Origin of the sequence: Citrobacter youngae (assembly GCF_003818115.1) — a bacterium.
GTDB lineage: Bacteria > Pseudomonadota > Gammaproteobacteria > Enterobacterales > Enterobacteriaceae > Citrobacter > Citrobacter youngae.
Genome location: NZ_RPOI01000047.1, coordinates 1 through 12,301, shown reverse-complemented (window position 1 = coordinate 12,301; position 12,301 = coordinate 1). Strand labels below are relative to the sequence as shown.

Annotated in this window: 10 protein-coding genes and 1 tRNA gene; 3 read left to right on the top strand and 8 right to left on the bottom strand. The window is 53.3% G+C overall.

The window, feature by feature from the left end:
- Window positions 1–41 precede the first annotated feature (41 nt).
- From EHN13_RS23760 to EHN13_RS23750, 3 genes are all read right to left on the bottom strand, one after another.
- A tRNA-Ser gene (locus EHN13_RS23760) sits at window positions 42–129 on the bottom strand.
- A gap of 148 nt (window positions 130–277) precedes the next feature.
- Complete coding sequence (locus tag EHN13_RS23755; protein WP_061067608.1) at window positions 278–955, bottom strand: isochorismatase family protein; 678 nt, start codon at window positions 953–955, stop codon at window positions 278–280.
- 16 nt (window positions 956–971) lie between these two features.
- Window positions 972–1,832 (bottom strand): pirin family protein, encoded by an 861-nt coding sequence (locus EHN13_RS23750; protein ID WP_061067609.1) that lies wholly within the window; start codon window positions 1,830–1,832, stop codon window positions 972–974.
- A gap of 108 nt (window positions 1,833–1,940) precedes the next feature.
- Between EHN13_RS23750 and EHN13_RS23745 the strand changes: the two genes are divergently transcribed.
- Window positions 1,941–2,852, top strand: coding sequence for a LysR family transcriptional regulator (locus EHN13_RS23745; protein ID WP_048212151.1), 912 nt, complete (start codon window positions 1,941–1,943; stop codon window positions 2,850–2,852).
- 78 nt (window positions 2,853–2,930) lie between these two features.
- On the opposite strand, the gene infA is transcribed toward EHN13_RS23745, so the two are convergent.
- The 5 genes from infA to trxB form a co-directional block, all read right to left on the bottom strand.
- Entirely contained in the window at window positions 2,931–3,149 is a 219-nt protein-coding gene (gene infA, locus EHN13_RS23740) for a translation initiation factor IF-1 (RefSeq protein WP_002211347.1), read from the bottom strand.
- Between the two features lie 286 nt (window positions 3,150–3,435).
- Window positions 3,436–4,140: a leucyl/phenylalanyl-tRNA--protein transferase gene (gene aat / locus EHN13_RS23730; RefSeq protein WP_048212150.1), complete on the bottom strand. Its 705-nt coding sequence runs from the start codon at window positions 4,138–4,140 to the stop codon at window positions 3,436–3,438.
- Between the two features lie 44 nt (window positions 4,141–4,184).
- Entirely contained in the window at window positions 4,185–5,906 is a 1,722-nt protein-coding gene (gene cydC, locus EHN13_RS23725; protein ID WP_061067610.1) for a heme ABC transporter ATP-binding protein/permease CydC, read from the bottom strand.
- Window positions 5,907–7,673, bottom strand: a complete 1,767-nt coding sequence (cydD, locus tag EHN13_RS23720; protein ID WP_048212148.1) for a heme ABC transporter permease/ATP-binding protein CydD — start codon at window positions 7,671–7,673, stop codon at window positions 5,907–5,909.
- A 114-nt stretch (window positions 7,674–7,787) separates the two neighbouring features.
- Window positions 7,788–8,756, bottom strand: a complete 969-nt coding sequence (trxB, locus tag EHN13_RS23715) for a thioredoxin-disulfide reductase (protein ID WP_005123580.1) — start codon at window positions 8,754–8,756, stop codon at window positions 7,788–7,790.
- Between the two features lie 618 nt (window positions 8,757–9,374).
- Here trxB and lrp point away from each other — a divergent pair.
- Window positions 9,375–9,869, top strand: a complete 495-nt coding sequence (gene lrp, locus EHN13_RS23710) for a leucine-responsive transcriptional regulator Lrp (RefSeq protein WP_002439523.1) — start codon at window positions 9,375–9,377, stop codon at window positions 9,867–9,869.
- A gap of 134 nt (window positions 9,870–10,003) precedes the next feature.
- Window positions 10,004–12,301: DNA translocase FtsK 4TM domain-containing protein (locus EHN13_RS23705; RefSeq protein WP_211339291.1), on the top strand; the 2,298-nt coding region annotated here is incomplete at its 3' end.

Sequence of the window (12,301 nt, the reverse complement as noted above, 5' to 3'; positions counted from 1 at the left end):
AAAAAAAAGCCCGTACTTTCGTACGAGCTCTTCTTTAAATATGGCGGTGAGGCGGGGATTCGAACCCCGGATACGTTGCCGTATACACACTTTCCAGGCGTGCTCCTTCAGCCACTCGGACACCTCACCATATTGTATTGCTGCCTGACCACATGGGGGGCAACGGGGCGCTACTATAGGGAGTTGCGCTAAAACGGTCAAGCAGAATTTACATGTTCATATTCGTTTGGTCACGCAATGTACATATTCCCCACCCGGACAGGCGTGGGGGAGAGGATTAGCGCTGAGAGTCCAGTTTTTCACCGTTGGTGACGACTTCCTGGGCTTTGCTGTAGCTCTCAATCAGCAACTGATATGCCGGGAATACTTTCGTGTACACTTCTGCCCACTCTGCTGCATCTTCACGGTTCCATGTTCCCTGCAGTTCAGAAGCAACGGCGGCGGTATCCATCGGGACTACGCCAGCCTGAACGACACGTGCCAGGGTAATTTCCTGCGCCATTTTGCTGTAAGTACCGGAAGCGTCGATCACTGCGAAAACTTTGTAGCCTTCCGCAACCGCGCTGATGGCTGGGAAAGCCATGCAAACACTGGTGATGGTACCGGCGATAATCAGCGTCTTACGACCTGTTGCTTTGACCGCTTTCACGAAGTCTTCGTTATCCCAGGCGTTGATTTCGCCTTTACGCGCCACGTATTGAGCATGAGGTGCATTGGCGTGGATCTCAGGGATCAACGGGCCGTTCGGTCCCTGCGGTACTGATGCGGTGGTAATCACCGGCATCTTCGCCAGGGAGGCCATTTTAGCCAGCGCGGCAGCACGTGCTCGCAGTTCTGGCATTGGCATATCGCCTACGGTTTGGAAAAGTCCGCTCTGGTGATCGATAAGCAGCATAACGGAATCATTTACATCAATGACCGGGCGTGAACCATTAAAGTTTGCAGGGCTGGACATAGTATTCTCCTTTGATTCAGATTTGGCCAAAGCGGCCGGAGTTAAAATCGCGTACGGCTTCTGCGATCTCTTGTTTCGTGTTCATGACAAACGGACCGTAACCCACAATCGGCTCATTCAACGGTTCGCCTGACAACAGCAATACGCTGGCATCGCTACTGGCTTCAATATGCAATGTTTTACCCTGCTGGCTTAACACCACCAGCTGTGCCTCGCTGACGGGCGTGGTGCCGTTTACGGTAATGTTGCCTTTCAGTACGACCAGCGCGGTGCTCCATCCTTCCGGCTGAGACAGCGTGAACTGATGATTACGCTGCAGACGCATATCCCAGACATTCAGCGGCGAAAAGGTATGTGCCGGACCTTTTGTTTCCTGATAGCTGCCCGCAATGACACGGAGAGTGCCGGCGTCATCTGGCAGCGCGACAGTAGGGATAACATCACTACTAATGCCCTGATATCCGGGTACGGCCATTTTGTCTTTCGCTGGTAGGTTGACCCAAAGTTGCACCATTTCCAGCTCGCCACCCTTCCGGGTAAATTCCGGAGAATGGAATTCTTCGTGTAAAATGCCTGCACCTGCAGTCATCCATTGCACGTCGCCTGGGCCGATAATCCCACCGCGACCGGTTGAGTCACGATGTTCAACTTCACCGCTGTAAACGATGGTCACCGTTTCGAAACCACGGTGAGGGTGTTCGCCCACGCCACGTTTTTCATTACCTGGGGTGAAGGTATGTGGCCCGGCGTAATCCAGCAGCAGGAACGGACTTAATTGTTCAGCATGAGACTGGTAAGAGAACATCGAGCGAACCGGGAATCCATCGCCAACCCAGTGTGGGCGAGGTGCGGTGTAGACGCCTGTTACTTGTTTCATATGTGTCTCCTCAGTGGCGTTATCTTGATGTGAATAAGCTTATATTTATGACAGAGAACTGAGTAGTAGCTAAAATAGCTCTCACAGTCTCATAAATAGGACAATAAGATGACTAAGCCGGATCTCAATGATTTCGCGTGGTTTGTTCACGTAGTTGAAGAAGGAGGATTCGCTGCGGCCGGTCGGGCGCTCGATGAACCGAAATCAAAGCTGAGCCGCCGAATTGCACAACTGGAGGAGAGGCTGGGGGTGCGATTGATTCAGCGAACCACCCGGCAGTTTAATGTTACTGAAGTTGGGCAAACGTTCTACGAACACTGTAAGGCAATGCTGGTGGAAGCGCAGGCAGCGCAGGATGCCATTGCTGCGCTACAGGTTGAACCGCGTGGAATTGTGAAGCTGACGTGCCCGGTTACGTTGCTGCACGTGCATATCGGACCCATGCTTGCCCGTTTTATGGCGCGTTACCCTGATGTATCTGTGCAACTCGAGGCCACGAACCGCCGTGTTGACGTCGTTGGAGAAGGTCTGGACGTGGCGATTCGTGTCAGGCCTCGACCATTTGAAGATAGCGACCTGGTGATGCGGGTGCTGGCGGACAGGGGGCATCGTTTGTATGCCAGTCCGCAGCTAATCGAGAAAATGGGCGCGCTACATTCTCCGGCTGAATTGACTCGCTGGCCGGGGTTGAGCCTGGCCTCGGGTAAACATGTGCATCGTTGGGAGTTATTTGGCCCGCAGGAAGCTCGTGCGGAGGTACATTTCACGCCACGAATGATCACCACCGATATGCTGGCGCTACGTGAAGCTGCCGTTGCCGGTGTGGGGGTCGTTCAACTTCCGCAGTTGATGGTCAAAGATCAATTAGCCGCAGGCGAGCTGGTGGCATTACTCGACGGTTGGGAACCAAAGCGAGAGATCATTCACGCGGTTTTTCCATCGCGCAGGGGGTTATTGCCGTCGGTTCGTGCATTGGTGGATTTCCTCACGGAAGAATATGCACGAATGATCGAGGATTAAATACGTAATATCAGTCCACAAAAAAGGCCGGTTAAACCGACCTTTTATTATCTGGACGCCATTCGGGCGTTAAAACAATCAGCGACTACGGAAGACAATGCGGCCTTTGCTCAGGTCGTACGGGGTTAGTTCAACAGTCACTTTGTCGCCCGTCAGGATGCGGATATAGTTTTTACGCATTTTACCGGAGATGTGTGCAGTAACCACGTGACCGTTTTCTAACTCTACGCGGAACATGGTATTAGGTAACGTATCGAGAACGGTACCCTGCATTTCAATATTGTCTTCTTTGGCCATCTAATCCTCTGGGGTATCACTACCGTAATTTGAACCGGCAAGATAATGCCGAAGTTCTTTTAATAAGTAAAGATTTGTGCGTTTAAAACGCAGCAAATCGGGTTTGGCGCATTACTCTAACCGCACACAACAAAGCCGCACTAAAAGCGCAACGTGTAAGGGAACGATGAGATAAACGATAGGCGTTGCCTGACGCGAACTGTTCCTTAACGGCGGCGGGGTAATGGGCTAAACCGACTCTGCGGCACCAATTATAACACCCCGACAAAAAATGTGCCGAAAACATTCACTCCTGAGGCGAAAATAACGTCCTGGGCACCCAGAAGTGGCTCGGTAGGCGCTGCTGGCGTAGCCTGCTTAAATGTTCAAGGTAGTCCCTGCGCGGAGTCTCAATGGCTCCCAGCGACGCGGTATGGGTATTTAACACCTGACAATCAATTAATTTTCCGCCCTGACGGATAAATTCAGCGCAAAAAACAAGCAGTGCGGTTTTGGAGGCATTTTCCTGGCGACTGAACATCGATTCACCGCAGAAAAGAGTACCTTGCGCAACGCCGTACATCCCGCCGACTAATTCATTTTGCCGCCATACTTCAATAGAGTGCGCATGTCCAAGTTCATGCAGCCGATGATAGGCATCCACGACATCATGCGTTATCCAGGTGCCTTCTTCCCGGTCGTTTGCACATCCTTCAATGACCTGACCAAACGCGTAATTGAGCGTCACGCGATAAGGCGAATTTTTATGAAAGCGCTTCATGCTGCGACTTATGTGAAATTTATCAGGCCAGAGAATGGCGCGTGGGTCGGGCGACCACCAGAGGATAGGGTCGCCAGGAGAAAACCACGGGAAAATACCGCGCTGGTAGGCCATTAGCAGGCGGGCAGGGCTGAGATCGCCCCCCAGCGCCAACAAACCGTTAGGCTCGCGTAAAGCGCCTTCCGGTGAGGGGAAGGCGATAGAATGGCGGGACAGTTGCACCAGGCGCATGACAGCAAAACTCCACTACGCGAGTTGGATCGTTCAATAATAGCTTACAGACGTTGCTTAAACTGGTAATAACGCCCCTGCCTGGCTAACAGATCTGCGTGATTACCTTGCTCAATTATGCGTCCGTTGTCCATCACTATTATTTGATTAAATCGCGACAGTCCGCGCAGGCGATGTGTGACCATGAGTACGGTTTTATTGCGCATCACATCGTTAATCAATTCAAGCATTTGGCTTTCCGTTGTCGCATCCAGACCTTCAGTAGGTTCATCCAGAAGCATCAGCGGCGCATCGTGCAGCAAAGCTCGCGCGATAGCCAAACGGCGTAGCTCTCCGCCTGAAAGCTGACGACCGCCTTCACCCAGCCAGGCATTGAGACCATCACCTTCAAGCAGTTTTTCCAGACCGACACGACACAGCATCCCGGATAACGCTTCATCGCTGGCGTGTGGCGCAGCCAGCAGCAGGTTATCGCGCAATGTCGCACTGAACAGATGCACTCGCTGTGGTACGACGCTGATGCATTGGCGCAATGCGGCTTCGTTCAGCGTTGAAATCGGACGATCGTTAATCAGGATTTCGCCGTGTTGTGGATCCCATGCACGGGTCAATAATTGCAGTAACGTTGATTTCCCACAGCCTGTCCGACCCAGAATCGCAATGTGTTCACCAGGTTTAGCGAGCAAAGAAAGGGTGTCCAGAGCTTTTTGTGTTTGCCCTGGATAGCTGAAAGACACCTCACGCAATGTCAGAGTAATCTGTTGCGAAACGGTAGCTTCCGTATCCGGGAAGGTGACTTCTGGTTGTTGTTCTGTCAGTTCGGTAATACGTAGTGCTGAAGCAATCACCTGGCCGAGATGCTGAAATGCGCCGGTAACAGGGGCCAGCGCTTCGAAAGCAGCCAGCGCGCAGAACACAAACAACGCTATCAGTGCGCCTGGTTGAGTGTTTCCGCCTACGCCACCTGAAGCCATCCATAGCATCATCACCACAGCCAGAGCGCCAATCAGCAGCATGACAGCCTGAGATAAGGCCGTTAATTCGGACTGACGACGCTGGGCTTCATGCCATTGCAGCTCGGTGGCTTCCATTTGAGCGCGGTAGCGTTCACTGGCGCCAAAAATGGTCAGCTCAGCCTGACCCTGTAACCAGGAGGTCAACTGCTGGCGATATTGCCCGCGCAGATGCGTCAGGTTCTGCCCGGTGCTTTTACCCGCCTGGTAAAACAACGGAGGCAAGATAAACAGAGTCAGCAGCATAATACCGCCAAGGGTGATGGCGAGCGTGAGATCGAGAACGCTCAACCCTAGCGTGACTACTACAATAACGACAAACGCGCCAACCAGCGGGGAGAGCACGCGTAAATAGAGATGATCGAGCGTGTCGACATCCGCCACAACGCGGTTGAGCAGTTCGCCCTGGCCGTATCGGGCGAGCCCGGCAGGGGAGAGCGGCAGCAATTTGCTGAAGGTGTAAATACGCAGATGCTGCAATACACGAAACGTCGCGTCGTGACTGACCAGTCGTTCGAAATAACGACCTGCGGTTCGGGTAATTGCCGCCCCGCGAACGCCAGCCGCCGGAAGCATGTAGTTAAAACTGTAAATCCCGGTGACACCGACAACGGCCGAAGCAGACAGGAACCAGCCTGAAAGTGTCAGTAAACCAATGCTTGCCAATAATGTAACGATCGCCAGAACGATCCCCAGTGTTAACATCCATTTATGACGTTTATACAGCGTCAGATAGGGTAGCAAAGCGCGCATTTAGATGTCCTCCTGACGGTGAGCCAGTAATGTCGCAAAAGCCCCGCTGGCTGCGCTAAGTTGCGCGTAGGTACCTTGTTCGACAATCTGACCGTCTTGCATGACCCAGATAGCGTCCCAGTCGGCAAGATCTTCCAACTGGTGAGTAACCATCAGCGTGGTCTGGCGGCGCGATGCCGCATTCAACGCCTGCATCACACGTTGTTCGCTGTGAGCATCAAGACTGGCTGCGGGTTCGTCGAGCAGCAGTAACTGACACGGGTTGAGTAAGGCACGGGCAACGGCAACACGCTGCGCTTGCCCGACAGAAAGTCGGCCTGCCTGGTCGCCCACAGGGGTATCCACACCCTGAGGAAGCAGCGGTAAAAACTCACTGACCCAGGCGCTATCAAGCGCGGCCTGTAGCTGTTCTTCGCTGGCATCAGGGCATGCCAGCAGCACATTTTCGCGCAATGTAGCAGCCGGAAGCTGCGGGTTTTGCCCGACCCATGAGAGTTGTTTACGCCAGGCATCAGGCGACAAGTCACGAAGTTCAAAGCCATTAATACGCAATGAGCCCTGATACGAGAGAAAACCGGACAGGACATTCAGCAACGAGCTCTTACCGGAACCACTACGCCCAACCAGCACCGCGCGCTGGCCTGCGGGTAGGGAGAAGTTAAGCGGACCAGCCAGGACTTTGCCTTCGGGTGAGGTGATGATCAGATCTTCGGCTTCAATTGAAACCGCGTCTTTGGTTGCCAGCTCAATATCGCCACGCTCAGGATGCGCGAGCGGGGTTTCCATGAATGTTTTCAGGCTGTCGGCAGCGCCTACCGCTTGCGCCTTGGCATGGTAAAACGTCCCCAGATCGCGCAGCGGCTGGAAAAATTCCGGTGCCAGAATCAGCGCCAGGAAACCTGCCGCCAGCGTGACGCCGGTTCCGTAGTGGCCGAAATCAAGCTCGCCGAGATAAGAAAAACCGAAGTACACGGCTACCAGTGCAATAGAGAGCGAAGTGAAAAACTCCAGCACGCCCGAAGACAGGAATGCAAGGCGAAGCACTTCCATCGTGCGCTGACGGAAATCCTGCGATGCAGCCCGGATGCTTTCCGTCTCCGCTTCGCCGCGACCAAAAATTCTCAGTGTTTCCATGCCGCGCAAGCGATCGAGGAAATGACCGCTGAGTCGGGCAAGTGCCTGAAAGTTACGCCGGTTGGCATCGGCAGCGCCCATACCGACCATTGCCATAAACAGAGGGATCAGTGGTGCGGTTCCCAGCAGGATAAGGGCTGCAACCCAGTTTGACGGGAAAACGGCAGCCACAATCAATAGCGGGACGCATACCGCAAGCGCCATTTGCGGCAAATAACGCGCATAGTAGTCATGCATATCGTCAATCTGTTCCAGAATCAGCGTGGCCCAGCTTCCGGCAGGCTTCCCCTGTATCCATGCTGGCCCCGCCTGTTGCAGACGGTCCAAAACCTGGCGACGAATCTCAAAACGAATATGTTGACCCGCGTGAAACCCTATTCGCTCACGTAACCAGACAACCCACGCCCGCAGGATAAAAATCAAGACCAGCACGACGAAAGGGAACAGCAGCGCTTCACGGGGAATATTTTCCATGATCATGTGCTGCAGAATCCGAGCCATGAGCCAGGCCTGAGCGACAATTAACAGGCCACTCACGAACCCCAACAGGCGTGAAATATTCAGCCAGCGTTGAGAAATGACACTTTGCTGTTTTAACCAGCGGGTAAGCTCTTTTTGACGGGTTTTATTCATTGCACGCTTAGCAGGTGAGTTATTGGAATTTTTGGGCAGGACAATGTTACAACGGGGCAAAAATAAAGGCGACTTATAGTCGCCTTTTTTACTTTTGTTACTGATTTGTAAAAACTATTTGCAGGCGTCCGCCAGACCGTCGAGATAACGTTCAGCGTCAAGGGCGGCCATACAACCTGTGCCAGCTGAGGTAATCGCCTGACGATAAATATGGTCCATCACGTCACCGGCAGCGAACACACCAGGAATGCTGGTTTGTGTCGCATTGCCGTGAATACCGGACTGAACTTTGATATAGCCGTTTTCCAGTTCAAGTTGACCATCGAAAATAGCCGTGTTCGGGCTGTGGCCGATGGCGACAAACAATCCGGCGACGTCGAGAGATTCAACGTTGTCAGTATTTTGCGTATCGCGCAGACGCAATCCGGTTACACCCATTTGATCGCCAGTCACTTCTTCCAGTGTGCGATGCGTGTGCAGCACGATGTTGCCGTTTTCAACTTTATCCATCAAACGTTTGATGAGGATTTTCTCAGCACGGAAACTGTCGCGGCGGTGAATCAAGTGAACTTCGGAGGCGATATTCGCCAGGTACAACGCTTCTTCCACAGCGGTGTTGCCGCCGCCGATCACCGCAACTTTTTGGTTACGATAGAAGAAACCGTCGCAGGTTGCGCAGGCGGAGACGCCGCGGCCTTTAAAGGCTTCTTCTGAAGGTAAGCCCAGATAGCGTGCTGAAGCACCAGTGGCGATGATCAGTGCGTCACAGGTGTACTCGCCACTGTCTCCGGTGAGACGGAAAGGGCGGTTTTGCAGATCTACCTTGCTGATGTGATCGAAGATGATCTCCGTTTCAAATTTCGTTGCGTGCTCGTGCATGCGCTCCATCAGCAGCGGGCCAGTGAGATCGTTTGGATCGCCAGGCCAGTTCTCCACTTCTGTTGTCGTGGTCAACTGACCTCCTTTTTCCATACCGGTAATCAGCACCGGCTGCAGGTTTGCACGCGCAGCGTAGACGGCGGCGGTATAGCCCGCAGGGCCTGAACCCAGAATAAGAAGTTTACTGTGTTTGGTCGTGCCCATGAGATCCCCATAGTTGTTGGTAGGCAATGGGCAGGATTGTAGGGAATTTGCAGTCGTAAAAAAAGAGTATGGCGATTTTGTTAACAATATGTGTAATAGCGGAAACCGATGATGGGCAAAATTGAGGGTAATGCGCCTCTCTAATTTATTCGAGTTGGGGGCCCGCGTGAAGCCAACGCACAGGCGACGTGAACTATGACGGAGATATAATGATTTCTACTTAAAATCGGTCAGTTATAAGGTGATAAAATGACGATTTTCCATCACTCCCAATGAATAACTGGCATGTTGTACTAAAAATCGATGTTTTGCTTTGACAATCACCTGCTGTTTTGCGAAAACATTCAAGGAAGAAAAAAACTGTGTCATGTATATGCTGCATAATCATGCATGTAGATACCATGTTTACCGGGTTAGTGAAATCTACGCATGGTGTGGACAGATGCCATTCGTGATGTCGATAGCCGCCGACAGGCAACGGTCTTCTCACCATAAACCCAGGCATTGCGCACCGTAAATCCCTCTGGGTTGCGGTTTATTGTGATGGGTAGCGACTCTGAACAGTGATGTTAATAGAGTCAGGCAGGAGTAGGGAAGGAATACAGAGAGACAATAATAATGGTAGATAGTAAGAAGCGCCCTGGCAAAGATCTCGACCGTATCGATCGTAACATTCTTAATGAGCTGCAAAAGGATGGGCGTATTTCTAACGTCGAGCTTTCAAAACGAGTGGGACTTTCTCCAACGCCCTGCCTTGAGCGTGTGCGTCGGTTGGAAAGACAGGGTTTTATTCAGGGCTATACAGCGCTGTTGAACCCGCATTATCTGGATGCATCACTTCTGGTTTTTGTTGAGATTACTCTGAATCGTGGCGCCCCGGATGTGTTTGAGCAATTTAACTCTGCAGTACAAAAACTTGAAGAAATTCAAGAGTGTCATTTGGTTTCCGGTGATTTCGACTATCTGCTGAAAACACGCGTACCGGATATGTCGGCATACCGTAAGCTGCTGGGGGAAACCCTGCTGCGTCTGCCTGGCGTGAATGACACACGTACTTACGTGGTAATGGAAGAAGTCAAACAGAGCAATCGTCTGGTAATTAAGACGCGCTAACACGGAACAGGTGCAAAATCGACGCAGTTTGATTACACTCCTGTTAATCCATACAGCAACAGTGCCGGGGTAACCCGGTGCTGTTGTCCGTTTTAGCATCGGGCAGGAAAAGCCTGAAACCTGGAGAGCCGTTTTTGAGCCAGGAATACACTGAAGACAAAGACGTCACATTGACGAAGTTAAGCAGCGGGCGCCGACTTCTGGAAGCGTTGCTGATTCTTATTGCCCTTTTTGCCGTCTGGTTGATGGCAGCATTACTCAGCTTTAACCCTTCGGACCCCAGTTGGTCGCAAACCGCATGGCACGAGCCTATCCATAATCTGGGCGGAATACCCGGAGCATGGCTGGCGGATACGCTGTTCTTCATTTTTGGTGTCATGGCTTACACTATCCCCGTGATAATCGTCGGTGGCTGCTGGTTTGCCTGGCGACATCAGGCCAGCGACGAATACGTCGATTACTTCGCCGTATCGCTGCGTATTATTGGCGTTCTGGCGCTGATCCTCACCTCTTGCGGGCTTGCCGCAATCAATGCCGATGACATCTGGTATTTTGCCTCTGGCGGCGTTATTGGCAGCCTGCTCAGTACTACGCTGCAACCCCTGCTGCACAGCAGTGGCGGTACGCTTGCGCTGTTATGTATCTGGGCCGCGGGTTTAACGCTGTTTACTGGCTGGTCATGGGTGAGCATTGCCGAAAAACTGGGTGGCTGGTTACTGAATATTCTGACATTTGCCAGCAATCGTACTCGTCGCGATGATACCTGGGTCGATGACGAAGAATATGAAGATGATGAAGAGTCGGTCGACGCCGTTGATGGCACCCCACATGAATCTCGACGGGCACGTATTCTGCGCGGAGCGTTAGCGCGCCGTAAACGGCTGGCAGAGAAGTTCACCAATCCACTTGGGCGTCACACTGATGCCGCGCTGTTCTCCGGCAAGCGCATGGATGATGAAGACGAAATTGAATACAGCGCGCGTGGCGTTGTAGCCGATCCTGACGATGTGTTGTTCTCAGGCAATCGTGCCACATTGCCTGAATACGATGAATTCGACCCGCTATTAAACGGCCATTCAGTGACTGAGCCGGTCACCGCGGCGGCGGCCGCCACTGCCACTGCGACAACTCAGGCCTGGAGTGCGCCAGTCGACCCGCTGTTGCAACCTGCGTCAGTACCGGGAACCGTTTTAGAGCAACCCACTCCTGCTGTGGCATGGCAATCCGCACCGGCTCCGCAAACCGGTGAAGCGGTTATCGCGCCAGCGCCGGAAGGTTACCCACAGCCCGTTCAGTACGCGCAGCCGCCGGTTCAGCCTTATGAACCCTGGCAGCAACCTGCCCCGGTTGAACCGCAGATGCCATATTCTGTACCGCCAGTTGCCGAAGCTGGCTATGAACAGCCGACGATGCCGCAACCGGCAATGCCGTGGCAAGCACCTGAGCCAGTGGTGGAGCCCGCCTGGCAACCAGAACCGGTTTACCAGCAGAGTACGCCGCTTGAACCGCAGCCTGTCTATCAGCAAGACACCGTGCAGCAACAACCCGTGGTTCATCAGCAGCCCGTGGTGGAACAGCCGTCGGTCGCCGAGCCTGAGCCTGTCGTTGAAGAGGTGAAGCCAGCACGTCCACCGCTCTACTATTTTGAAGAAATGGAAGAAAAACGCGCGCGTGAGCGTGAGCAGCTAGCTGCCTGGTATCAGCCGATTCCAGAATCCGTGCAAGAGCCTGAGCGGGTGAAACCCGCTGCACCGTCTATGCCAACAGCATCCACACCTCCCGTTGAGTCTGTTGCTGCCGTTGCGCCGCTGGCCGCAGGTGTAAAAAGTGCCGCTTTGGGAGCGGGAGCCGCTGCCGCAGCGCCTGTCTTTAGCCTTGCGGGTGGCGGTGCGCCGCGTCCGCAGGTGAAAGAGGGAATTGGCCCTCAACTGCCGCGCCCTAATCGTGTGCGTGTCCCGACACGCCGTGAGTTGGCTTCATATGGCATTAAGTTGCCGTCACAACGTATGGCGGAAGAGAAAGCGCGCGAAGAGCAGCTTGATTCGGACGCGCAATACAGTGACGATGAAATTGATGCAATGCAGCAGGATGAGCTGGCGCGTCAGTTTGCCCAGTCGCAGCAGCACCGCTATGGCGAAGAGTATCAGGATGATACCAATCACACTGATGACGAAGATTCAGCCGCAGAAGCGGAACTGGCGCGTCAGTTCGCTTCTTCCCAACAGCAACGTTATTCCGGCGCACAGCCTGCCGGGGCGAATCCATTCTCGCTTGATGATTTTGAATTCTCACCGATGAAAGCGTTAGTGGATGAGGGGCCGCATGAGCCGCTGTTTACCCCCAGCGTGATGCCGGAACCTGCACCACAGTATCAACAGCCTGTCGCACCGCAGCAGCATTATCAGCAGCCACCGCAGCCTGTTGCACCGCAG

What these genes read in the sequence shown, in the direction of transcription:
- EHN13_RS23755 (WP_061067608.1), bottom strand. Translation starts at nt 955, where the DNA reads ATGTCCAGCCCTGCAAACTTTAATGGTTCACGCCCGGTCATTGATGTA.
- EHN13_RS23745 (WP_048212151.1), top strand. Translation starts at nt 1,941, where the DNA reads ATGACTAAGCCGGATCTCAATGATTTCGCGTGGTTTGTTCACGTAGTT.
- infA (WP_002211347.1), bottom strand. Translation starts at nt 3,149, where the DNA reads ATGGCCAAAGAAGACAATATTGAAATGCAGGGTACCGTTCTCGATACG.
- cydD (WP_048212148.1), bottom strand. Translation starts at nt 7,673, where the DNA reads ATGAATAAAACCCGTCAAAAAGAGCTTACCCGCTGGTTAAAACAGCAA.
- trxB (WP_005123580.1), bottom strand. Translation starts at nt 8,756, where the DNA reads ATGGGCACGACCAAACACAGTAAACTTCTTATTCTGGGTTCAGGCCCT.
- cydC (WP_061067610.1), bottom strand. Translation starts at nt 5,906, where the DNA reads ATGCGCGCTTTGCTACCCTATCTGACGCTGTATAAACGTCATAAATGG.
- aat (WP_048212150.1), bottom strand. Translation starts at nt 4,140, where the DNA reads ATGCGCCTGGTGCAACTGTCCCGCCATTCTATCGCCTTCCCCTCACCG.
- EHN13_RS23750 (WP_061067609.1), bottom strand. Translation starts at nt 1,832, where the DNA reads ATGAAACAAGTAACAGGCGTCTACACCGCACCTCGCCCACACTGGGTT.
- lrp (WP_002439523.1), top strand. Translation starts at nt 9,375, where the DNA reads ATGGTAGATAGTAAGAAGCGCCCTGGCAAAGATCTCGACCGTATCGAT.